Here is a 21,804-nt window from a genome sequence, read left to right on the forward strand (position 1 = left end):
TCTCTTTTTGTAAGTGTCGAACAAAAATGTACAACACCTCCTACCCGCATTATTCGCGGCTATATTTGTATAGGAAAAATAATTTTGTTTATGAACGTATCATTGTGATAACATTCACTTTTCTTGGCACAACTTACTTCCATTTAAGTTATCGTAAAACGATAAACCTATACATTCTGTAAACTTTAAATTTCTGTATTATTTTACTATTGACAAAGAATTTTGTCCATGCTTTATCGGATTTATTTTCTAAGAATAATAACTTATTAACTCTTAACTATGTAAACTCTTTTCACTAATAATGACGCCATCTTCATCCGCATAAACATATTCATTTGGATTCCAATCCACTTTTCCAAAGTGCAATGAAATATTTCGTTCTCCTTTTCCTTCTTTCACACTTCTATTTGGCATCGTTCCTAACGCTAAAATACCAATATTAATATTCTTTAGTTCACTAGAATCACGAACATACCCATTCACAATAATTCCTGCTAACTTTCTTTCTTCCGCAATAGCTGCCAAATTATCACCGAGTAACGCACAATTAGTAGACGCTCCGCCATCAACAACTAATACTGTTCCTTCTGGTAATGTTTGCAATCCTTCCTGCACTAGTACATTATCATCTTTCACTTTTACAGTTGCAATTTTCCCGTGGAATTGTTCTTTCTTCCCAAAAGATCGAAAAGACTGACGACATATTTGTAATTCCTTTTCAAATTCATCACATAGATCCGTAGTTTTCCACATCTTATTCCCTCTTTTCCTTTTTCTTTCTACATAACATATTCTTGGCTTATTTTCGTTTCCCTGTCTAACATTGCAATAATTTGTATGTACGGGAAAGGATACAAAAACTATTGCCTTAAGAAGCCACCTTTATTATAATCTATTTCACGGATTAAATTCAGAATATTAAAAATTAACCAAGTGAAGAAGGAGGGATTTTATGCAAATACAAACTGAGGCAAAAAAACAACCTAGTAAACAAAAGTTTAAAATGCCTGATGCTTACGTACTACTATTTTTTATTGCCTTACTTTGCGCCATTGCTACGTATTTCGTTCCTGCTGGAGAATTTAAAAGGGTTACAAACGGGACCGTTACAACAACAATACCAGGTAGCTACCATTCTGTTCCGCAATCACCTGTAGGATTTGTTTCTTTTTTTACCGCTATTGAAAAAGGAATGACACTTGCTGCTCCTATTATCTTTCTAATTTTATTTACAGGTGGAGCCATTGCAATTCTTGAAAAAACAGGTGCCCTTGACGGTTTAATCTATCATGTTATTAACAAATTTCGTAATCAGCAATTACTTTTCATTTGTATCGTTGCCGCACTTTTTTCTATTCTTGGAACGACTGGCATTATCGTTAATTCAGTTATCGGTTTTATCCCCATCGGCATCATCGTTGCACGCACATTGAAATGGGACGCTATCGTCGGTGTAGCAATTATTTATTTAGGTACTTATGCTGGCTTTAATGCTACTATTTTATCTCCCTCACCTTTAGGCATTTCACAAAAGATTGCAGAACTTCCGATGTTTTCCGGAATTGGTTTACGCACCGCAATCTATATATCTTTTTTACTTGCCACTATCCTTTATATAAATTGGTATGTAAAGCGCTTGAAAAAATCGAATAAAGGAAGCATTCTTGGCGATAACTGGTTTCCAAGTAACGCTCTTTCAAGCGAAAAAGAAACAGAGAAAAAAGAAGTTCCTTGGACGATACGTCATAAATTAATTTTACTCGTTTCAGCTTTATCATTAATTGCATTTTTAATAGGCGCTTTTCGTCTACATTGGACGGACGCAGAAATGACCGCTACTTTTATTTTCATAGCAATTACAGCCGGAATAATAGGTGGCATGAAAGCAAACGATATCGCTTCTACTTTTCTAGCGGGCTGCCAAAATCTCATATATGGTGCTTTAATCGTTGGAATGGCTCGTTGTATTTCAGTCATTTTAGAACAAGGAAAATTGCTTGATACAATTGTTAACCAACTCGCACAAGCTCTCGAAGGACAAAGCCCTGTATTTGGTGTTATCGGTATGTACGTAAGTAGTGCCGCATTACACTTCCTTATTTCATCCGGGACAGGAGAATCGGTTATTTTTATTCCGATATTAGCTCCATTAGCTGATTTCATGCACATTACACGCCAAGTTACAGTACAGGCTGTTATGCTTGGAGAAGGTGTAGTCAACTGCTTAAATCCAACTTCCGGTGTTTTAATGGGCGTTCTCGCAGCAAGCGGCATTTCTTACGGCAAATGGATTCGATTCATGGCTCCACTTGCATTCATTTGGTTTATCATTGGACTTGTTTTTCTTATTATTGGGGTGAATATTGAGTGGGGACCGTACTAAAATACCCATATATACTTAACTTGATAAAATATCTATCCTATTCTCCTCTTCAATCCTATAAAAATCATTTATTCTAGTAAACATATAAGAAGGGATTGATCATAATGATCAATCCCTTTTATCAAAATATAATACCTTTAAAAATCTTAGTTCCAAATTTTATTTACCCATTCAGGATGATCAATAAAAGGATTGCGGTTATGTTGATATTTTGTAAAAATCACTTCATTACGCTTTCGCTCTAAATCATCGACCGGGTCTTGTTCATTCCATTTTAATAAAACAGATAGTTTCCCCATGTATGCATCTTTATTGTTATTCACTTTTTCATTTAGTTCTAAATCTATTTCGCCGTTGTCCCCCTCGTAACGAACAGCCATATAAAACAGCATTCTAGCAATATCTCCTTTTACACTATCACGAGGTTCCCAAGAATCACTATCATATTTACATTCTGTCGCTTCAGAGTGATTTACACCACCGTTATCAAAATCCAGATTTCCACGTGAACTATTTACAGATACATCCGTCGCTCTTAAATGATGTAGATCTGTTCCAGGTCCTGCAGTCGTTCCAAAGTCCCCGTGAGATTTTGCCCAAACATGCTCTCGGTTCCAGTTATTTACTCCTGATCCATTCGTAAGCTTCCCTTGCGAACGACCAGTATATAAGAGTAACACATTATTTTTATTATTTGGATCTTCATCAGTATCTCTTAGTGCTTCCCAAACCGCACTGTATGATAACTTTGTATGATTATCAATAATATTATGCAGTTCCTTCTTTAATTCTAACCCCGTTTTTCCTATTGCGTTATTATAATATGTATCGTCATAACTTTTTACAATAATCTCTTGTGCTGATGCAAGAGCTACTTCACCGTGTATAGTATCTGTGAATGATAGCGATGCAGAACCTAAAATAAAAAATGAAGATAGTGTAATCATAGCAATCTTTATATTTCGAAACTTCATATACCCATTCCCCTTTAAAATATAATTTGAAGCTATTCACTAAAAAGTGCTTTCTAACCCCCGAAACCTTTTAGAAATCCATACCCCTTTTCTGTTTATTTAATACACGACTCTATCCAGTCTGTATCACTTCTAAACTTTTTGTTTATTCACATTCCAAACAATTTCACTTTTTACATGGAATATCCTTCTCTTATAAAGATTATTAAAATATTCTTTACAATTAAAAAGTAGTTTAATATTAACTTATAAATTTAAATTTATTTATGCAATAATGCATATTTGATAAATACTTTAAAAAACAGTTTGAATAAAAAGCATTCAAAGAAAACCATGCCACAAAACAGATACAATCTAAGACAGAAATAATAAAAATCAAGATGATAGCTCGACTTTTCCCTTTTCTATAACTGTCTTTATTTTTGTGTAAAACCTTTCTTTCTCTGAATAATACGTACAAAAATAGATTGGATACCATGTAGGCACCAATCTATTTTAATTAAAGAAACTGTGTCAATTCTGAGTTCACAACACGTTGTGCAGTAATGATAACACTGTCAGCTGTTAGTCCATAAACACTATATAGTCCACCAGGTTGATTAGGAACAATTTGAACTTCATATTCAAATGCTTGTCCAAAAGCAGGATGAACTAAACTTAGAGTTGCAAAAGTAGAAGCATTAGAATTCACATTGAAGTTTACCTGTTCAATTAATACTAATGAACCGTCAAGTCTAAAAACTCTAGCTACTCCAGTAAGTGGGCCCGCAGTACGGTTAAGGATCTTTACCCTAACTCTATTTGCATTAGCAGGTTGATTTCCTACGTTTTCAATTGGTCCTGTAGTAAGTGCCATATAACATCACCCCCATTATATTATTATGATATTCAACGGTATATATTGACGTTATAGTTTAATTACCCAATTTATTTTAAATAAAAAAGCTTGTTTCTTATATTTTCTATAAGAAACAAGCTTTTTTTTTCAACTACCATTCCTAAGACAAGTTTATCCGTCTCAAAAACATTTACAGTTACTTGACGTTTATGCTGGAGCAGAACTACTACTATTTACTTTGCATTGAATCTATATATTTTTTAACTACTTCATATACATATTCTTGATTTGCGGCTGCTGTATTTGGGTTATATTTCCCGCCGTTTGTTTTATTATTAGATAATACTCGAATCCCTAAAAATGGGACATCATAAGCTTTCGCGATTTGAGCTGCAGCAGCTCCTTCCATTTCTTCTACAGATGTACCGTATTTTGTATGGAACCACTTAATTCTATCTACTTCATTATTCCAAAGGTCTGCTGAGCCTATAGTACCTTCAACCACTTTACCTTTTGTATATTTATCTTTTACCGCATTAGCTGCTGCAAGTAAATCCTTATCTCCTTCGTAGTATCGGATTTTCTCAGCATTTGGATCTTCTCCTGCACTTCCTTCAGAAGCCATTAAGTCCATAGATATCCATTTTGTCGGCTCAATTCCTTGATTCTCATCCATATTTGTTGTTTTTAATGAACCTATATTTGCAACTTGTTTTCCTAATACAATATCAAATACATTTAAATTTGGATCATGTCCACCTGATGTTCCTTGGTTAATAATTGCTGTAGGTTTATATTTTTCAATAGCCACCGCTATAGCAGCTGCTGTATTCTCCATTCCTTTACCTGTTTTCGCAACGATTACAGGATAATTGTCGACAGTTCCTTTATAAAATACAAAAGTTCCAGACTTTTCTTCTTTCACATTTTTTAGCCTTTTCGCAAACTTTTCTGCTTCTATCGGCATTGGCCCTTGAATTAAGATAGGTTTTTGATTGCTTTTTGCCTCAACTTGTTTCGGACTCGCATTACATCCCGCAAGTATCGAGAATGACAATGCAACAGTAGTTACTAGGGCAGCACATTTTTTCAACGTATTCTTCTTCATAAATAATCTCTCCTCTTTCTCTTGTTGTGTTTTCTATACTCGATGCTTTTGGTCCAAACAAAAAAGTTCTAGAAATTGTAGAAGAATCTCTACTTTCTAGAACTACGGTAGTCAAAGTTAATTGAGCAAAAGATAAAACAAATGCCAAATTATAGATCGGTAGCGCTCATTAGAATAGAACGGCCGAATACTTTAACCCGTAGTCCAGTTCTTTCATTGGGAACTAGGTAGAAACGCTCGGACCATATTACCGAGTATATACGAGTGATGTTATTCAAAATTATTATATGGATAATATAACAAACTATTAGTGTGCGCGCAATTAAAACATGAACATTTTTCGTTAAGTTTTTAAAAATGTTCGTTTTTAAAGATAAATCCGATAAAAAAATAACCTTCCCAAATAACTTACATCGTAAAAAAATTATATACTAAACTAGTTTATCCTACAGCAATCGTTAATGAAAATCTTCCTAAAATAAAAAGAAGTCCCATAAAACTAGAACTTCTTTTTATATGTATATTTACTTCGTTACCTCTCCAAACTGCGCTCTCGTCACTTTCGCCAAGTCATCCACTTTCAGCTCAATTTGTATACCAATCTTCCCGCCACTTACGATCATCGTTTCAAGTGATTGGGCGCTTTCATCGATACATGTAGAAAATAACTTCTTCATTCCGACTGGTGAACAACCACCGCGAATGTATCCTGACACTTTCGTAATATCTTTTACAGGAATCATTTCAATCTTCTTTTCACTTACTGCTTTTGCGGCAGCTTTTAAATTTAATTCCTCATCTACTGGGATGATAAAAACATGATAATTTTTACTATTTCCTTGAGCGATTAACGTTTTATATACTTCTCTCACTTCTCGTCCAATTTTCTCGGCTACTGATACGCCATCAATTTTCCCATCGTCTGGATCATATGACATCATCGAATATTCGATCTTTTCTTTATCTAATATTCGCATCGCATTTGTTTTATCTTTTTTCATAACGTTCTCCTTAAAAGGTTATTTCATATTATTAAGTTTTATTATACACCCTTTTCCATTTCTCCTACATAACTTCACGTATATTTCAAAACTAAAAATATTGATAATTCAAAAATCATCTGATATAATTTGGAAAAACTTACGTTAAGGAGAGATTTGCAATGCGAAATTTTAATACTTCTTTCCAACTTCATCATCATACGTAACGCCGTGTATCCGAAGAAAAATTTTTCTTCGTGGGTACAGGGCTTTTCCTGTTGACCCACGAAGCGTTCATAAAGCTATGTGGGTATTTTTATACCTGCATAGCTTTTTTTAATTAAAAAAAGGAGTGATTACAATGGAAATGAAAAATGTAAAAGGAACGAAAGACTATTTACCAGAGGAGCAAGTGCTGCGAAATAAAATTAAAAGAACTTGCGAAGATACATTTGAACGATACGGATGCAAACCGTTAGAGACACCAATGTTAAATATGTATGAGCTTATGTCTTACAAGTACGGTGGTGGCGATGAAATATTAAAAGAAATATATACACTTCAGGATCAAGGAAAACGTGACCTTGCCTTACGATACGATTTAACTATTCCATTCGCAAAAGTCGTGGCAATGAATCCGAACATCCGCCTTCCGTTTAAACGTTATGAAATTGGGAAAGTATTTCGAGATGGGCCAATTAAACAAGGAAGATTTCGTGAATTTATACAATGCGACGTTGATATAGTCGGTGTAGAATCAGTCATGGCTGAAGCGGAACTCATGAGCATGGCGTTTGAGCTGTTCCGAACATTAAACTTAGAGATAACGATCCAATATAATAACCGAAAACTGTTAAATGGTATTCTTCAGGCCATTAACATCCCTACTGAATTAACAAGTGACGTCATTTTATCATTAGACAAAATCGAAAAGATTGGGATTGATGGTGTACGAAAAGATGTATTAGAGCGCGGAATTTCTGAAGAAATGGCTGATACAATATGTAATACTGTATTATCTTGTCTAAAGCTTTCAATTGATGACTTTAAAGACGCTTTCAATACTCCAATCGTTGCCGATGGAGTAAACGAATTGCAACAATTACAGCAATATTTAATCGCTCTTGGAATAAATGAAAATGCTATATTCAATCCGTTTTTAGCGCGAGGACTTACAATGTACACAGGCACCGTATATGAAATCTTTTTAAAAGATGGATCGATTACATCTAGCATCGGTAGCGGCGGTCGATACGATAATATTATTGGGGCATTCCGTGGCGATAATATTAGCTATCCAACAGTCGGTATTTCATTCGGTTTAGACGTTATTTATACAGCACTCTCACAGAAAGAAACGATATCATCTACAGCGGATGTATTTATCATCCCACTCGGGACAGAATTACAATGCTTACAAATTGCCCAGCAATTACGTTCTACCACTTCCTTAAAAGTCGAACTCGAACTAGCAGGACGCAAATTAAAACGTGCTCTTAATTATGCCAATAAAGAGAATATCCCTTACGTGCTTATTATTGGTGAAGAAGAACTTAGTACAGAAACCGTTATGCTGCGGAATATGAAGGAAGGTAGTGAGGTGAAGGTTCCCCTTTCTTCTTTAAGTAGTTATTTATAATACGAATCACCCTCGTTTGGGTGGTTTTTCTATTTTATAGATAAGGAAACAATTAGTTAACATAAAATAATTATATTATACTAAAAACCACAAGTGTTTAATATCCAATCACCTATCTTTTTTGGTAATATATAGATATTAATTATTTTAGGAGGATTTACTTTTAAAACTTACATACAAGCACTAAAGTGGCCTACAGGGATCTATCATCTTTTATTACTTCCTTGCTATTATATATTTCCAAGTCTTGTTAACCTAGATGGGATACCTTTACTACTATTGATTGCTTTACATATCACTACTATTTTATTAGCTAAAAAAGCAGGCATGAATACGTACGCTCATTATATAGGTATTATCGTTACTCTAGTTGCCTTCTTTCCTTATATAGAAATCCTTCTACATATGATAGCAGCCATTTTTCTTTTATTAGATGCTGTTTCTATGAATGCAAAAGAAGTGTATGATTCATAGATGGATAAAATGAAACTTTAATCCATAGAGTTTTGAGATAGGTTGGCAAAAAGGATTTACTTTTTAAGTAAACCTTTTTTCATTTTTAATTACTTTCCTTACTCCAGAATAATAAAAGAATATTCTGTTTAATTTTTATAAATTTCTAAATATTTATAAAACATTCAAATTAACATACATTTTAGTTATGTAAAAAATCTAAGTTTTAAGGAGATGAATCCATGCTTAAAAAGTTGATAGCAGGTGCATTATTAACTGTTTCGTCGTTAACTGGAGGACTGGGGTCAGTATCAGCTAGTACCGAAAAGGATTATTCGATTAGCTCTTTTGAATATGTAACTGTAGATGAAAAGACTGTAGATTCGTTTAACAAATTGGGTGCTCCATCTAAGGAAGACGTAAAAATAACTGTAGTTCTACCGAAACAAAATCAAAATGGAGACTGGTTATCTTATGGATTTTCGAACAAAGAAAGTTTAGATTCTTTTATTGAAAAAGACAAACAAAGGTTGAATAATACAATCAATCCCCTTGGTGTTGGAGGGAGCGGACCTAATAGTACAGATTTCTATGAACATGCAAATAAAGGTGGCGAGTATTTTTCTCTTAGTAGCGGTTTTAAAAATTTGCCTCCTAATTGGCAAAATAGAATTTCTTCTGTAAGTACAGCATCCCCTACTGCTAGCTATTCGACAACGCTATGGGATCGTACTTCAACTGAAGGATATGGTAAAGGTATCGTCTTCAAACACTCTGATTGGTATGGTAAAACTGTAAACTTGAATGACTTTGCAATTTCAGCAGTTGAAGTTAAAAAGTAAAAAACATAGAAATAAAGTGAAACTTTAATCAGTGGGGGTTTTGTTCATCCCCCACCTAACTTCTTTGCTCCCACTGAATTTTGAGGTGGGGATCTTACTGCCCGTTAATGCGGGATAAAAGGTGTCTTTACGTATGGAAAACACCTTTTATTTCTACAACTCTTAACTATTATTTTTCGTATTCCTACTTTCCAAAACTTTCTCCATATTATGAGTCGCCCATTCCATCATTAATAGAATCATTGGACGTAGTGATTCACCAAGCTCAGTTAACGAATATTCTACTTTAGGTGGAACTTCACGGTATACTTCACGATGGATGATGCCGTCTGCTTCAAGTTCTCTCAGCTGCAGTGTTAACATTCTTTGTGTGATATTAGGTTTTAATCTTTTTAATTCATTAAACCGCTTTGTACCATCTAATAAATGATACAAAATAACCCCTTTCCATTTTCCACCAATAACCTCAACCATAGCTTCAACTGGACAAGAATATTTATTTAAAAATGGGTAATTTATATTATTTTCATTCGAACAATCCATCATAACTCCTTTCCCTTACCAATAGTATCTTTTTTGATACTATAACACAAAAATGTGCGTACTTGTGTCTATGTTACTTTAAAAATATAATTTACTTACAAAATAAATTAACGAAAAGAGGAACTTTTATGACAAATACAAAAGAGAAAATTATGGAGGCTTTTCATTTCAGACATGCATGTAAAGAGTTCGATCCTATACACAAAATTTCAGAAGAGGATTTTAAATTCATTTTAGAAACAGGCAGATTATCTCCTTCTTCTTTTGGATATGAGCCTTGGAAATTTATTGTCGTACAAAATAAAGAATTAAGAGAAAAACTACAACCGTATTCATGGGGCGCTGGTGGGCAACTTGCAACAGCTAGTCATTTTGTTATTGTTCTTTCAAGAAACATTAAAGATATGCATTATGATGCAGAGTATATTAAATATATGATGAACGATATTATTGGATTGCCTGAAGACACTCAAAAAATTAGATATGAATTCTTCAAAAAGTTCCAGGAAACAGATTTTAACTTATTACAATCCGATCGTGCTGTATTTGATTGGGCATCCAAGCAATCTTATATCGCTTTAGGTAATATGATGACGAGCGCAGCTCAAATCGGTATTGATTCTTGTCCAATAGAAGGATTTGATAAAGAGGAAGTAGATTCTTTACTTCGTCAAGAAGGCATTATACAAGGCGATAACTTTGAAGCATCAGTTATGGTTGCCTTTGGTTACCGTAAAGAAGAGCCAAAGCGTGATAAAACAAGACAGACTATGGATACAATTGTTGAATGGATTAAGTAATATAGCACACACAAATAATGCTCCTAATAGCTGGATACTTATACTAAAGAACTATCAGTCGTTTTTCTTATGTATGAATTTGATTTTTCATGGAAAGATATATTAGTATGTATACAGTTTGAGCGCTCTATTTTTTAGAGTCGAACAGGAGGAGAATGAATATGTCTGATATTGAAGTTGGCGAAGTGTTTACTCTTAGTGATGAGAATAACGAAGAGCAAGAAGTAGAAGTACTTGGAGCGATGGATGTCGAAGGCGCAGAATATATTGCAGTTGCCTTTGTTGAAGATATCCAAACAGAAACTGAGGAAGACATTGATATTTTCTTTTTAAAAGTAGAAGAAGATAATGAGTTTTCATACATTGAAAATGATGAAGAGTTTGATAAAGTATCTGCTGCGTTTGAAAAGATTTTGGATGAGCAAGAGCAAGAATAGTATGAATGAAAAACATGAGGGCGGATGCATATCCGCCCTCTTTTTATTTATTACTCATCCAGAGACTCACGCAGTAATTGCAGTACATCTTTCATCGCAAAAGGTCCATCTTTTTTAACATGCTCCGCAAATTCTGAAACGAGACGTAATGTTCTCACACTTTCGATTGGATGTTCTCCTGATGCACTTTCAGCTGAAAGCATAACTGCATTCGTCCCGTCCAGTACAGCTTGAAACACATCAGTCACCTCTGCTCTTGTTGGAATAGAATGATCTACCATAGATTGAAGCATTTGTGTTGCTGTAATGACATATGTATTCGTTCGATTACATTCCTGAATCATCATTTTCTGTAAAAGCGGAATGCATTGATACGGTAACTCTACTCCTAAATCGCCCCTTGCAATCATAATTCCATCTGCTTCTTTACATATATCTTGAAAATTCTCGATTGCTTCCATCGTTTCTATTTTTGCAATTACATTAGGTGACGTTTCTTTATACTGTTGTATAAAATCCCGTATTTCTTTTATATGACTAGGTTTTCTTACGAAAGAACACGCGATAAAATCAACATTCTCTTCTAAAAGAAACTGAATATCTTTTTTATCTTTCTCTGTAATAGCTGGTAAACGAACAGCCGCATCTGGTAAATTAACTCCTTTATGAGATGAGATATTGCCACCTGTTTTTACCTTCGTTTCTATTTTGTCCGTACTTATCTTTTCAACAATTAATTCAACTTCTCCATCATTAATCAAAATTCTACTGTCTACTTTCACATCATTCGCAATTCCTTCATAATCAACGCTTGCTTCTGTATTACTCCCTGTAACTGGTTGTGTATGTAAAATAAAAGAATCTCCTGCCTGAAGTGTAATTTGCTCTCCCTTCACTTCACCTAATCTTATTTTAGGACCTTGTACATCACCCAAAAATTTAATAGAGTCATCTAATGATTTCACTAAACGAATGATGTCTTTATGACTTTCATGCGTGCCATGCGATAAATTTAGTCGAACAATTTTCATACCATTCTTTATTAACTGTGCTAACGTTTCTTTATTATTACTTGCGGGTCCAATTGTACAAATTCGATCAATTGTCATTTTTGTCACCATCCTTTTTTAAATAAGTTTCCCATATGAATTTAAAAATAACAGACATAATGACATGAATAGATTAAAATTTACACAAATTTCATAAGGTTAAACCTATATTCCTTGCTGGCTAAGCATTAGAAGATATATTCGCTTTTTTGCAAATGAAGATATGTTGAATTGAAAGTAAAAGAAAAGTTAAGTATGGGATAAACCATTGAGAGTTTCGAATTTTTCATATATTGTATGAATTGAGTTCGAACTCAAAAATTTAAAAAGGTGGGAAAATTAGTGAATATGAAAAAATCTTTATCGGTGACAACTTTAGGGTTAGCGGTTTTAGGTTTTGGTTTTACTAATAACGCAAGTGCTTCAGAGGTCGACACTGTAGACAAGCAGCCCGTTTTAGTTGACTTTGATACAATTCAATCAACAAAAACATCTATTGTTCCTAGTTTGACTGTTGCAGCTGCACCTAAGAATGACTCTAACATTAGCGTATATACTCCCTTTTTTGGTAACCCATATGCAGTTGCGAAATCGAAATCAACTACGACCGAAGACTATATTTATGCAAAAGCAAGAACTTTCAATGGCGATGGCTCATTAGTAAATACGAAAAGTAATAGTGCAAAAAAATCATCCTTTGTAAATGCTACAGCGACCAACACAAGCGTTTATTATGGAGATGATTACGCTATCGGTAATCATACCTATAAATTAAGTGGTTATAATGATGTAAATCACGAAACAAAAGCCTTCTGGTAAGAAAGAGAAAAAAGATATGCATCTTGCATATCTTTTTTCTCTAATACTTTACATATATTGAGGTGCTATTTATGAAACAAATATATATTATTAGCGGTGTTTTACTTATTTCATTACTTACAATTTATATTTTGTTCAATACTTCAATCATACAACCTCATCCTCTTTCCATAGAAAATAAACGAGAGCAACAAACCAATACTATTTCTTACGGATTGAAGGATAATCAAGGCCAACATATCAACAATGGCAGTACAATTACTAGTGAGGATAATAAAATTAATGTAACATTATCATTCGTACATACTATTAATGAAAACCGAAAATATGGATTAATTGTTCTAGAAGATTACGAACAAAAACCTTTTAAAATAGAAGATACTACTAATGAAATATCACACTATTTTTTTGATATGAAACCAAACAGTTCAATTACTACGAAAATCTCTTTACACACCTCTCCTAATGCAAATGAATTAACCTTTTTAATAATTAAAAAACCTGAATACAAATTAAAAGATAATAACTTAAATAAAGCAGCTATTTTAGAAGATATTCTAAGTATGCGATATTCAATGCATCCTCTTCAGAAAGAAAACGAAAAAATAAAACTCTCCCTTATAGATCCAGATGCTATTTTAAAAGATGGTCTTTACGAACCATTATTTGTTACGAACCGTGAAGAGAACTTACAAACTGTCTTCTTTGAAAAGGAAGGCAAGCAATTAACCCTATCAAACGGTAATGAAACGAATGATGAAATGACTTACGCAATCGTGGCTTTTAAAGATTGGAAACAAGTTGAAATATTTAACAATAGAAAAGTCGTTTATACTAAGGTTGCACCTGAAACAAGACAAATCTTTAATTTCACATTGCCTTCAGTGGATCAGGAAAGTAATTTTCAACTCGTCGCTTTTCCATTTCCTTTTAAAGTTAGCGAAGAAGATTATATCAGTCAACAAGCATTCAGTTCCTTTCGCATCGTAATTGAAAATGATAATAAATAAGTTATACTGTGCACATTACAACAACCTAAAAAAGGCCTACTCACACGAGTAGGCTTTTGAAACTATGAAAGTTTCGTCAATAACTGATTTAAATCTTTTTTCGTTTTCGTCGTTAATGATTTCATTTTATTAATATCGATTTTTTCTTTCTCCGCTCCTACAATTAACGGATACATACTTTGACCGATTGTTTTAGAATCCGTCGGATGTGATGCTTCTAGCTCTTTTTCAATCACGTCCCACTTTTCATTAATTTGTTTGCCAAGCTTATTCACTGTTTCCAATTTTGGATTAGCAGCTAACTGCTTGTCCAAGCTATCAATTAATGCTACAACTTCTTTAACGTTCGTTTTCACAGCAACACTTTTCTTCGGATCTTTCGTTGTCTTTTCGTTATTGTTTGTGTTTGAGCTTGTACTTGTGCTTTGATCTGCTGTTTTCCCGCTAGTCGTTTGGTCATTCGTTTTTCCTGTCGTTTCTTTTTCTTTTGTTTTCACATTCTCATTTTGAGTTGACGTTTTGCCGTTACTTTCTGTTCCTGATGATTCTTTCGTATTTTTTGCATCTTTATCTGTTTTTTCATTTGAAGAAGTATTTGTTTCTTTTTCAGTATCTTTCGTTGTTTTGGACGCTTCATCTGCACTTGTCGTTTTTGCTTCTCCTTCATTTTGCGCTGTTACTTGCTCTTTCTTTTCTGCCTCTTTATCTGCTGATGGACTACAAGCTGCCATAGTAAGCATTGTACCAATTGTTATCGATGCGATAGCGACCTTTTTCATTTTCATATAAATCCCCCTATGTTTACTTTATTTATCCTCCCCTTTACGATTCGATTTCCCCTTAAAAAATCCCTTTTCATACGAATTACCATCTTTCCGACAGTAATCTTCATAATAATACGGACAAAAACTGATAAACTCATTTTAATATTCGAGTTTCTTCTACTTCATTTTTCTGCTCGTAAGTAAAAGAAAAAGAGTATATTGTCACATTAAGAATTACTATCTTTATATGACGATATACTCTTCTATCAAATTTTTATCTTTCTTGACATTTTATTTATACAAAAAAATAAAATTTTCTTTCGTTTTTTGTTTCTCAACATTTGTTAACATAATATTTTTATGAATAACCACCATTCGAGTGAATAACTTGCCCAGTAACCCATTTCGCTTCTTCACTTACTAAAAAAGAAATTAAGCGCGCAGCATCCATTGTTTCTCCAACTCTACCTTGCGGGAATTTCCATACTAAATAATGTTTTAATTCCTCTGTAATCCACCCTGTATTTGTTGGTCCTGGATCAACGGCATTAACAGTAATCCCCTTCTCCATCGCTACTGGTGCTACTGACTTTGTAAATGCTTCAATTGCCCCTTTCGTTGCTGCATATGCTAGTTCATCTGGCATTGGACCTACTGACTGTCCTGAAGTAAGATTAATAATACTCCCGCCCGTTTTAAGTGAATAATGTTTTATAAACAATGAACTTAATAGCATAGTAGCCCGAATATTAACTGTATAATGTTTATCCAACTGCTCTACATCTAATTCCTCAATTCTCGTATGAGTAGAATATACTGCATTATTAACTAGAATAGATGGATCACCTAACCGTTCTGATACCATATAAAACAAACGATTTGGCGAATAAGACTGCGATAAATTGATTTCTGCCATTTCACATCGAACATCGTAACTTTCAATTTCCTTTTTCAGCAAAAAGGGTTCTTGATCACTCATTCCCCATGGCATCGCTTTATCATACTTTGGCCAGTACGTGAAAAAAATGTCTATCCCCTTTTGAGCAAGCACCTTGCATACAGCTGCACCAATTCCATTCAGACGAGTTGCCCCTGTTACAATTGCTATTTTCTTCACCTTTTTCTCCTCCATCTATACACAGATCCCCTGCATGAATACAGAGGATCTATCTTCTTATTGAATATTTGACAGTATACGTTCAGCACCTAATTTTAACATTTTAATAAAGATATAATTTACAATCGTAAACATTACAAATAAAACGATAAACATAACCCACAGTCCGACATGAAGGAAGAAGTATAATACACTTACTCCCCCCACAATAATTAAAGCTATTAAAATATTAGCTAAAAAATTCCACAAAGTGGTATATCGGCTCTTAAATAATTTCTGCTCTGTATCCCAATGAATATCTGCAGTTTGCGCGTCCCAGCGTGTTCCGATTAAATTAATTAATAACAACCCGTTCGCACTTAGTAAAAACCACAGTATCATAAAGACTGGAGAAATCCCAGCTACAACTGCCATCGTAATACCGAATACTGCTAAAATGATCACATTAATTAACCAAGCAGTGATTGCTTTCGCAAAAAAGATATCCGAAGCCTTTACCGGTAAATAACGATTCACAAACCAAGAGCTTCCATCTCGCGAAAATGACGTTGTTGCAATGACGTTACTACCCATTAAAAATAACGATGCACAAAGACCAACACCAATTGCAAATCCTGTTGTCTTTGGATTGTTAATATACTCTGTAATAAACTTTAAATTTCCATCTTGCACAAATAAAATAAAGAACAACATAATTGGCATAACGAAAGTTTGTACAATGCAATTTAAGAAAAATTGTGGTGTACGGAATAACGTTTTAAATTCTTTTTTCACATACGCTTTTAAATGCGAACTTTGTACTGTTGATTTCTGTAAACCTTCCGCCGAAATAACTTGTTTCTTTGCTGTACTCGTTGAAAGTCCAATAACCCCTTTTAAATATGTACGCTCTGCTATGTAATAAAACAACACAAAGAAGACAAATGAAATAACTGCAAAGATTATTACATATAAAGGTCCCTTCCAATTTGCATTTTCTACTAATGCCACTGCTCCAAAATATGTAGTTGGAAAATAATTTGTCATTTGTACTAAAAGAGAAGATTGATTATTTACAAGGTATTCCGCAGCCCCATCTCCAGAAAACGCACTTTTATTTCTCCACTGCATAAATACGTTAATTCCTACAATAAATAATATACTTACGATTCCAATAAATATATTTCCTCGATCTTTATTTTTCGCTATATTTGTATACCTCATAATAATTGTCATCAGTAACGAAGCTAATACTAACGGCACGATTGGGAAGAGTAAGTAAATAAAAATCATATATATGTAATATGTAATAAATGCGCCACTTTTTAAACCGTACGTAATGAAGATTGGTAATAAAATGAATGAACTCATTACGTATTGTGTAATTAATACCGTTAAAAATTTTGCCGAAATAATTTGCGCTGGTTTTAATGGTAACGGCAGTAACATTTCAATATCATTGCTGTAGTAAAATACAGTTAAAATGTTCGTTATACTCATTAAAAATACCCATATACTCGCAATCGCAAGTCCCATTGCAATAATCATTCCCGGCCCTTGCCCTAATTGTTTCAGACCTTCATACATTCCGTGCGTCATCGAACCAAATATTAAAAATCCAACAAATAAAATAGCTGCAAATGAAAATAAATACGCCCATCGCTTCTTCTTATCTGCTATAAAATCTGCGTAATTTAACTTTAATAGTACCTTCGTTAACGTCCAAATTTTACTCATTGCCCGTCATCTCCAAGAACATTTTTTCAAGTGATTCATTGGATTTAAAATGATCTCTCATTTCATCTAAATTTCCTTTAAACTGCAAATTCCCCTTATTAATAATAGCAACCCGGTCACATATTTTTTCCGCTACTTCTAATACGTGTGTAGAGAAAAATACAATCTTTCCTTTATCCGCATGTTCTCTCATCATTTCTTTTAAAATATATGCAGATTTCGGATCAAGCCCTGTTAACGGTTCATCTAAAATCCATACATCTGGTTCATGCACGAGCACACCAATAATAACGATTTTTTGTCTCATACCGTGCGAATAACTTTGAATTTGATCAGATAATGCATTATAAAGATCAAACTTCTTCGCTAAAGACTCTATTCGTTCTTGTCTTACTTCTTTCGGCACTTCATACATATCAGCCATAAAGTTTAAATATTCAATTCCTTTTAAACGTAAAAACATATCTGGGCTATCCGGCACATAACCAAACGTCTTCTTCGCTTCCATCGGCTCTTCCATAATATTTTTTCCGTTAATCGTAATAGTCCCTTTGTCCACCCCGTGAATGCCAGTAATCATCTTAATTGTCGTGGATTTACCCGCACCATTCGGTCCTAAAAATCCAAAGATTTCGCCGCTAGGTACAGATAAACTTAAATCTTTTACTGCATAGGTAGACCCATTATAACTTTTTGACACATTCGTAATTTCAATCATTCCATCCAATCCTTTCCTTAATTACCAAATAACTATATTGATATTATAGCATACTTCTATTTTAAGATTTTTACATTTTTCAGTTTATTTAACCTTTAAAATAAATATACACCCCTAATCCAACAACTAAAACGACAGCTAGTATAATATAAATCATTGTTAATCGTTTAATATTCCCCTTTGTCGCTTTGCTATAATTTGCATCACCATTACGCCCAATTAACACCGTCGCAATGACAGTAATCACTACAAGTAATACAACGATCATGATCCAAGTTAGCATTTCTTCCTCCCCCTCCTTACAACCATTTTACAATATTATCCTCTTTATTTCGCAGCATATTTCCTCTTTTTACTATTATTATGAAGCAAACTGGAAAACTATTATTACCATTCCTATCCAATTGTGATATATTTGTAACATAACGTGACTTATTTCTAACAACGTAAGGAGGACCTATCATGAAAACAACTTGGATAAAATATTTAGGATTTCTCGGTTTCTTCGGTTTCCTCGGATTTTTTTATGAAAAAGGATTGTTTACTATGTTCTGTTTCTTCTCCTTTTTCACATCGTATAGAACAGTTCAACACGATGAACTGTTTGAACAAATTGTCAATAAATCGTGTCGCAATGCATTTATCGTTACATTACTAACTACCGCTATCATTATATTTATTGAAATGTTATTTCCAAACCCCATCTTACAAGAAATTGATATCACTCTTATTTTCGGCACACTCATTCTTACGTTCGGTTTTTCTATGTTCTTTTATGATAAACCTGTTGATGAAATGGAAGATGCACCATGGCGTTCGTAACGAAGATAAAAGAATACCGCGCAAAATTGAACATGACACAAGAAGATTTAGCGAAGCAAGTTGGTGTACGCCGTGAAACAATTAGCCACCTTGAAAAAGGTAAGTATAATCCTTCATTGCAACTCGCTCACGATATAGCGAAGGCACTTCATAGTACGATTGATGAGATTTTTATTTTTGAGGATAAATAAAAAATACCGTCATTCTTTCCAAGAAGAATGACGGTATTTCTCATCGATTATCCATATAAAACCGCATGAAATACGCCTAATAGTAAGTATTGATCCTCCATGTAATCTCCATCATATGCATTCATCTCGATGTAATACATATCTTCCTCAAGACGAATATTCCAATCTGCGATTAAATAGCCTTTTCGTAATAATTTTCCCATTCCAAATGAAGTTTTATGAACAACATATTCTTCTGCCTTATATGTAAAGGTAAATATAAAATTTGCATCCAATAACTTTCCGTCACATACAAGTATTTCATGCTCTGCATCATTATTATCGATGTACGTTACTAAAATCTTTCTTTGGCGCTGCCTACTTACATCCTTTGCAATGACGCGAATATTGTTCTTAATATCCTTTATTTCATAAATGATATTACTACCAATTTTCGGAATAAAATCCAGCACTCTCATCAGCGTATTTTTATAATAGCCCCTTACTACGCCTACTTGCTCGCTTCCATTATAAACCTCTATCGGCGTCGTATCTGCTTTGCTATCACACGGTCGTTTGTAAGAAAGCTGCATCATTCGCTCTCCTCTTAAGTACTGATCAAACGTCACAGGATATTCTATCGCACGCAGTTCCTTATTTAGCTCATATAAATAGCATTGAACGCTCTCTACTAATGTTTCAGTAGAGATACGCTCTTGAAGTTCAAATTCTTGCCAGCTGGAAGAAACATTCCATTGGTTATGATCCTCTTCATAGAATAAGCCAAGAATGACCTCTTCACGGTCAGCCGTTTCATATTTCATAGGCACGTTTTGCCCGTGTTGAACTTGTTCCATCCACTGACCTAAATAAATGCCCAGCTCTGCAACCTTCATACATGATTTTTGAAAAAATACTCTGTCACCCATACAAATTGTTAAATCCCCTTCGATAAAACCATTTGTATAAGCAACATACCGTGGCTCATCCTTCTGCGGGAGATTCTTGTCTAACTCAAATAAAAACGTTAACATCCTTCATTCACCTCTAGTTGTTACACTAATCATACATGACATCGCATCACTCTGAGAAACTATTTATATACGTATATTTAATTCACGCATTATAACACGTGAATGACCTTGTATAGTAGCGTTATTTTTTGTTCTATATCTTAGTATATGAACTTATATGAGCGATTTTTCAAATATATCTATCGCAACTTACAATATATCATCGATTTGCCGACAAATATCAGCACAATTAAAATGAAGCTACCTTTTCTTCCGCCACTCCCAAAATTTCTAAAATTTGTAGCAGACTCTCCACTTCATAAGTCGGCTTAACTTCTGCCCTATTTTCTTTCAAACTTGGATTATACCAACACGTATCAATGCTGTAATCTTCTCCGCCTTTCATATCAGAAGTTAGCGAATCTCCGACCATTAGTACACTTGATTTATCCGTAATTCCAAATTTCTCAAATGCATAATCAAAAATCTCACGTGCTGGCTTTTGATGACCAACTTCTTCAGAAATAATAATATGATCAAAGAAATTACATAAAGGTGAATTTCCGATTCTTGATTGTTGCACCTTCGTATATCCATTCGTAATAATACCTAACTTGCAATCTTGTAGATTTTCACATAATTGTACTGCGCCTTCTATAAGGTGTACTTCTTTCCCTAAGTTTTCAAGATATACATCACTAAATTGCTGTGCATCTACATTTATATTATGAAGTGCAAATAATTGTCTAAATCGATCTACTGCTAATTCACTTAGCGTAATCATTTTATTTTCTAAATCTCTCCATAATCCATTACTAATCTCTTTATAACTTGCAAGATAATCATTATACCCTGTAGGCATACCAAACTGTACAAACGCATTATGTAATGCGTGTCTTTCCGTTTCAGGGAAATCTAATAATGTATCATCTACGTCGAATAATATAACTTTGTATTTCATGATGTTCTCCTCAATTCCTATTTTAAAAGCTTCGTTCTCATTGCTTAAAATTTATTTAATTCTTTTAACTAAAGCACACTTTAATTCAATTTTTATATAACTAAAATTACACCTCTGCGCTTAATAATTTATAATCATTATTAAAATAGGCATGTATCATGTGTCCACCAAATAAATCTCCATCATGATATTCACAGTATATATCATTTTCTCTAATTTCAATGTCATAGAGCGTAATCGCTTTTGCAAATTTTTCTTTCGTTATATCATATTCTCCTGCATCTACAGCATCCCAATTTAAATGTTCATCATTATCATCATACTCAGGCCAAAAATCATTTTTGTAATTTATCAATTTTTCTGCTATGGCTACTTTAGCCTTTTTATCAAATTCTTCTATACATAAAAAAAGCTTCTCTGCCCTTTTAATCATCTCATTAACATCTACATATTCATTTCTAATATCCAATTGCCAATGTATTTCCTCATTTTTTTGCTGATATACTTTACATGTCTCATTAAAGGTAAACAATCCTATTAATTCACTTTTTATTGATTTCCCCATCTCCTAATTTCCTTTCTATTATGATAACCCTCCATCAAATACATAGACATTTTCTTGCTTTTTCCCTATAGTTCATTATAGAA

General features: G+C 33.7%; 25 protein-coding genes and 1 riboswitch. Of the genes, 10 read left to right on the forward strand and 15 right to left on the reverse strand.

Annotated elements, in window-relative coordinates; genetic code table 11:
* Nucleotides 1-273: 273 nt before the first annotated feature.
* Nucleotides 274-753 carry a ribonuclease E activity regulator RraA gene (rraA, locus tag AC0ONG_RS14980; RefSeq protein ID WP_000266045.1) on the reverse strand — a complete coding sequence of 160 codons (480 nt, stop codon included), beginning with the start codon at nt 751-753 and terminating at the stop codon, nt 274-276.
* A gap of 199 nt (nt 754-952) precedes the next feature.
* Between rraA and AC0ONG_RS14985 the strand changes: the two genes are divergently transcribed.
* Nucleotides 953-2,383: a YfcC family protein gene (locus tag AC0ONG_RS14985; protein WP_001166977.1), complete on the forward strand. Its 1,431-nt coding sequence runs from the start codon at nt 953-955 to the stop codon at nt 2,381-2,383.
* A 146-nt stretch (nt 2,384-2,529) separates the two neighbouring features.
* Here AC0ONG_RS14985 and AC0ONG_RS14990 read toward each other — a convergent pair whose 3' ends face one another.
* The 4 genes from AC0ONG_RS14990 to ybaK form a co-directional block, all read right to left on the reverse strand.
* Nucleotides 2,530-3,357 carry an endonuclease I family protein gene (locus AC0ONG_RS14990; RefSeq protein ID WP_127725887.1) on the reverse strand — a complete coding sequence of 276 codons (828 nt, stop codon included), beginning with the start codon at nt 3,355-3,357 and terminating at the stop codon, nt 2,530-2,532.
* Nucleotides 3,358-3,856: 499 nt separating this feature from the next.
* Nucleotides 3,857-4,213, reverse strand: coding sequence for a hypothetical protein (locus AC0ONG_RS14995; RefSeq protein WP_001229421.1), 357 nt, complete (start codon nt 4,211-4,213; stop codon nt 3,857-3,859).
* Nucleotides 4,214-4,424: 211 nt separating this feature from the next.
* Nucleotides 4,425-5,303: a 5'-methylthioadenosine/S-adenosylhomocysteine nucleosidase gene (locus tag AC0ONG_RS15000; protein ID WP_136996589.1), complete on the reverse strand. Its 879-nt coding sequence runs from the start codon at nt 5,301-5,303 to the stop codon at nt 4,425-4,427.
* A 180-nt stretch (nt 5,304-5,483) separates the two neighbouring features.
* A riboswitch (purine riboswitch) is annotated at nt 5,484-5,587 on the reverse strand.
* A 240-nt stretch (nt 5,588-5,827) separates the two neighbouring features.
* Entirely contained in the window at nt 5,828-6,304 is a 477-nt protein-coding gene (gene ybaK, locus AC0ONG_RS15005) for a Cys-tRNA(Pro) deacylase (RefSeq protein ID WP_000710860.1), read from the reverse strand.
* 340 nt (nt 6,305-6,644) lie between these two features.
* On the opposite strand from ybaK, the gene AC0ONG_RS15010 reads away from it, so the two are divergent.
* The 3 genes from AC0ONG_RS15010 to AC0ONG_RS15020 all read left to right on the forward strand — a co-directional run bounded on the left by AC0ONG_RS15010 (nt 6,645) and on the right by AC0ONG_RS15020 (nt 9,217).
* Nucleotides 6,645-7,922 (forward strand): histidine--tRNA ligase, encoded by a 1,278-nt coding sequence (locus AC0ONG_RS15010; protein WP_000425329.1) that lies wholly within the window; start codon nt 6,645-6,647, stop codon nt 7,920-7,922.
* Between the two features lie 144 nt (nt 7,923-8,066).
* A complete protein-coding gene (locus tag AC0ONG_RS15015; RefSeq protein WP_097890831.1) occupies nt 8,067-8,396 on the forward strand; it encodes a hypothetical protein in 330 nt (109 codons plus the stop codon).
* A 221-nt stretch (nt 8,397-8,617) separates the two neighbouring features.
* On the forward strand, nt 8,618-9,217 hold the full coding sequence (locus AC0ONG_RS15020; protein ID WP_000914242.1) for a hypothetical protein: 600 nt from the start codon (nt 8,618-8,620) through the stop codon (nt 9,215-9,217).
* 162 nt (nt 9,218-9,379) lie between these two features.
* On the opposite strand, the gene AC0ONG_RS15025 is transcribed toward AC0ONG_RS15020, so the two are convergent.
* A complete protein-coding gene (locus AC0ONG_RS15025; protein ID WP_000340656.1) occupies nt 9,380-9,760 on the reverse strand; it encodes a winged helix-turn-helix transcriptional regulator in 381 nt (126 codons plus the stop codon).
* A gap of 128 nt (nt 9,761-9,888) precedes the next feature.
* On the opposite strand from AC0ONG_RS15025, the gene AC0ONG_RS15030 reads away from it, so the two are divergent.
* Both AC0ONG_RS15030 and AC0ONG_RS15035 read left to right on the forward strand, forming a co-directional pair.
* Nucleotides 9,889-10,560, forward strand: coding sequence for an NAD(P)H-dependent oxidoreductase (locus AC0ONG_RS15030; protein WP_097890833.1), 672 nt, complete (start codon nt 9,889-9,891; stop codon nt 10,558-10,560).
* Between the two features lie 155 nt (nt 10,561-10,715).
* Nucleotides 10,716-10,997 carry a DUF1292 domain-containing protein gene (locus tag AC0ONG_RS15035; RefSeq protein ID WP_002005464.1) on the forward strand — a complete coding sequence of 94 codons (282 nt, stop codon included), beginning with the start codon at nt 10,716-10,718 and terminating at the stop codon, nt 10,995-10,997.
* A 50-nt stretch (nt 10,998-11,047) separates the two neighbouring features.
* Here the strand turns inward: AC0ONG_RS15035 and AC0ONG_RS15040 are convergent, their stop codons facing one another.
* On the reverse strand, nt 11,048-12,106 hold the full coding sequence (locus tag AC0ONG_RS15040) for a pyruvate kinase (RefSeq protein ID WP_000151077.1): 1,059 nt from the start codon (nt 12,104-12,106) through the stop codon (nt 11,048-11,050).
* Between the two features lie 282 nt (nt 12,107-12,388).
* On the opposite strand from AC0ONG_RS15040, the gene AC0ONG_RS15045 reads away from it, so the two are divergent.
* Both AC0ONG_RS15045 and AC0ONG_RS15050 read left to right on the forward strand, forming a co-directional pair.
* Complete coding sequence (locus tag AC0ONG_RS15045; protein ID WP_127725889.1) at nt 12,389-12,865, forward strand: XoxI protein; 477 nt, start codon at nt 12,389-12,391, stop codon at nt 12,863-12,865.
* Nucleotides 12,866-12,936: 71 nt separating this feature from the next.
* On the forward strand, nt 12,937-13,875 hold the full coding sequence (locus AC0ONG_RS15050; RefSeq protein ID WP_000810162.1) for a hypothetical protein: 939 nt from the start codon (nt 12,937-12,939) through the stop codon (nt 13,873-13,875).
* 62 nt (nt 13,876-13,937) lie between these two features.
* Here AC0ONG_RS15050 and AC0ONG_RS15055 read toward each other — a convergent pair whose 3' ends face one another.
* The 5 genes from AC0ONG_RS15055 to AC0ONG_RS15075 all read right to left on the reverse strand — a co-directional run bounded on the left by AC0ONG_RS15055 (nt 13,938) and on the right by AC0ONG_RS15075 (nt 18,473).
* Complete coding sequence (locus AC0ONG_RS15055) at nt 13,938-14,660, reverse strand: hypothetical protein (protein WP_000782525.1); 723 nt, start codon at nt 14,658-14,660, stop codon at nt 13,938-13,940.
* 337 nt (nt 14,661-14,997) lie between these two features.
* Nucleotides 14,998-15,756 carry an SDR family oxidoreductase gene (locus AC0ONG_RS15060; RefSeq protein ID WP_002082465.1) on the reverse strand — a complete coding sequence of 253 codons (759 nt, stop codon included), beginning with the start codon at nt 15,754-15,756 and terminating at the stop codon, nt 14,998-15,000.
* A gap of 57 nt (nt 15,757-15,813) precedes the next feature.
* Nucleotides 15,814-17,472 (reverse strand): putative ABC transporter permease subunit, encoded by a 1,659-nt coding sequence (locus AC0ONG_RS15065; protein WP_000036853.1) that lies wholly within the window; start codon nt 17,470-17,472, stop codon nt 15,814-15,816.
* Nucleotides 17,465-18,190, reverse strand: a complete 726-nt coding sequence (locus AC0ONG_RS15070) for an ABC transporter ATP-binding protein (protein ID WP_000570204.1) — start codon at nt 18,188-18,190, stop codon at nt 17,465-17,467. The genes AC0ONG_RS15065 and AC0ONG_RS15070 overlap by 8 nt, the downstream gene beginning before the upstream one ends.
* Before the next feature lie 88 nt (nt 18,191-18,278).
* Nucleotides 18,279-18,473: a hypothetical protein gene (locus tag AC0ONG_RS15075; RefSeq protein WP_000958863.1), complete on the reverse strand. Its 195-nt coding sequence runs from the start codon at nt 18,471-18,473 to the stop codon at nt 18,279-18,281.
* A 179-nt stretch (nt 18,474-18,652) separates the two neighbouring features.
* On the opposite strand from AC0ONG_RS15075, the gene AC0ONG_RS15080 reads away from it, so the two are divergent.
* Nucleotides 18,653-19,012: a DUF3796 domain-containing protein gene (locus tag AC0ONG_RS15080; RefSeq protein WP_000859209.1), complete on the forward strand. Its 360-nt coding sequence runs from the start codon at nt 18,653-18,655 to the stop codon at nt 19,010-19,012.
* Nucleotides 19,000-19,203: a helix-turn-helix transcriptional regulator gene (locus AC0ONG_RS15085; protein ID WP_000896294.1), complete on the forward strand. Its 204-nt coding sequence runs from the start codon at nt 19,000-19,002 to the stop codon at nt 19,201-19,203. The genes AC0ONG_RS15080 and AC0ONG_RS15085 overlap by 13 nt, the downstream gene beginning before the upstream one ends.
* A 47-nt stretch (nt 19,204-19,250) precedes the next feature.
* Here the strand turns inward: AC0ONG_RS15085 and AC0ONG_RS15090 are convergent, their stop codons facing one another.
* The 3 genes from AC0ONG_RS15090 to AC0ONG_RS15100 form a co-directional block, all read right to left on the reverse strand.
* Nucleotides 19,251-20,216: a tubby C-terminal domain-like protein gene (locus tag AC0ONG_RS15090; RefSeq protein WP_000955110.1), complete on the reverse strand. Its 966-nt coding sequence runs from the start codon at nt 20,214-20,216 to the stop codon at nt 19,251-19,253.
* Between the two features lie 229 nt (nt 20,217-20,445).
* Nucleotides 20,446-21,156, reverse strand: coding sequence for a YjjG family noncanonical pyrimidine nucleotidase (locus tag AC0ONG_RS15095; RefSeq protein WP_000875915.1), 711 nt, complete (start codon nt 21,154-21,156; stop codon nt 20,446-20,448).
* Nucleotides 21,157-21,262: 106 nt separating this feature from the next.
* Nucleotides 21,263-21,721, reverse strand: a complete 459-nt coding sequence (locus AC0ONG_RS15100) for a DUF2262 domain-containing protein (RefSeq protein WP_000520300.1) — start codon at nt 21,719-21,721, stop codon at nt 21,263-21,265.
* Nucleotides 21,722-21,804: the final 83 nt, after the last annotated feature.

It is taken from the genome of Bacillus sp. TCT6 (assembly GCF_056033845.1).

Excerpts from the sequence above, each read along its gene's own strand:
- rraA (WP_000266045.1), bottom strand. The coding sequence starts at position 753 with ATGTGGAAAACTACGGATCTATGTGATGAATTTGAAAAGGAATTACAA.
- AC0ONG_RS14985 (WP_001166977.1), top strand. The coding sequence starts at position 953 with ATGCAAATACAAACTGAGGCAAAAAAACAACCTAGTAAACAAAAGTTT.
- AC0ONG_RS14990 (WP_127725887.1), bottom strand. The coding sequence starts at position 3,357 with ATGAAGTTTCGAAATATAAAGATTGCTATGATTACACTATCTTCATTT.
- AC0ONG_RS14995 (WP_001229421.1), bottom strand. The coding sequence starts at position 4,213 with ATGGCACTTACTACAGGACCAATTGAAAACGTAGGAAATCAACCTGCT.
- AC0ONG_RS15000 (WP_136996589.1), bottom strand. The coding sequence starts at position 5,303 with ATGAAGAAGAATACGTTGAAAAAATGTGCTGCCCTAGTAACTACTGTT.
- ybaK (WP_000710860.1), bottom strand. The coding sequence starts at position 6,304 with ATGAAAAAAGATAAAACAAATGCGATGCGAATATTAGATAAAGAAAAG.
- AC0ONG_RS15010 (WP_000425329.1), top strand. The coding sequence starts at position 6,645 with ATGGAAATGAAAAATGTAAAAGGAACGAAAGACTATTTACCAGAGGAG.
- AC0ONG_RS15020 (WP_000914242.1), top strand. The coding sequence starts at position 8,618 with ATGCTTAAAAAGTTGATAGCAGGTGCATTATTAACTGTTTCGTCGTTA.
- AC0ONG_RS15025 (WP_000340656.1), bottom strand. The coding sequence starts at position 9,760 with ATGGATTGTTCGAATGAAAATAATATAAATTACCCATTTTTAAATAAA.
- AC0ONG_RS15030 (WP_097890833.1), top strand. The coding sequence starts at position 9,889 with ATGACAAATACAAAAGAGAAAATTATGGAGGCTTTTCATTTCAGACAT.
- AC0ONG_RS15035 (WP_002005464.1), top strand. The coding sequence starts at position 10,716 with ATGAATATGTCTGATATTGAAGTTGGCGAAGTGTTTACTCTTAGTGAT.
- AC0ONG_RS15040 (WP_000151077.1), bottom strand. The coding sequence starts at position 12,106 with ATGACAATTGATCGAATTTGTACAATTGGACCCGCAAGTAATAATAAA.
- AC0ONG_RS15050 (WP_000810162.1), top strand. The coding sequence starts at position 12,937 with ATGAAACAAATATATATTATTAGCGGTGTTTTACTTATTTCATTACTT.
- AC0ONG_RS15055 (WP_000782525.1), bottom strand. The coding sequence starts at position 14,660 with ATGAAAATGAAAAAGGTCGCTATCGCATCGATAACAATTGGTACAATG.
- AC0ONG_RS15065 (WP_000036853.1), bottom strand. The coding sequence starts at position 17,472 with ATGAGTAAAATTTGGACGTTAACGAAGGTACTATTAAAGTTAAATTAC.
- AC0ONG_RS15070 (WP_000570204.1), bottom strand. The coding sequence starts at position 18,190 with ATGATTGAAATTACGAATGTGTCAAAAAGTTATAATGGGTCTACCTAT.
- AC0ONG_RS15075 (WP_000958863.1), bottom strand. The coding sequence starts at position 18,473 with ATGCTAACTTGGATCATGATCGTTGTATTACTTGTAGTGATTACTGTC.
- AC0ONG_RS15080 (WP_000859209.1), top strand. The coding sequence starts at position 18,653 with ATGAAAACAACTTGGATAAAATATTTAGGATTTCTCGGTTTCTTCGGT.
- AC0ONG_RS15085 (WP_000896294.1), top strand. The coding sequence starts at position 19,000 with ATGGCGTTCGTAACGAAGATAAAAGAATACCGCGCAAAATTGAACATG.
- AC0ONG_RS15090 (WP_000955110.1), bottom strand. The coding sequence starts at position 20,216 with ATGTTAACGTTTTTATTTGAGTTAGACAAGAATCTCCCGCAGAAGGAT.
- AC0ONG_RS15095 (WP_000875915.1), bottom strand. The coding sequence starts at position 21,156 with ATGAAATACAAAGTTATATTATTCGACGTAGATGATACATTATTAGAT.
- AC0ONG_RS15100 (WP_000520300.1), bottom strand. The coding sequence starts at position 21,721 with ATGGGGAAATCAATAAAAAGTGAATTAATAGGATTGTTTACCTTTAAT.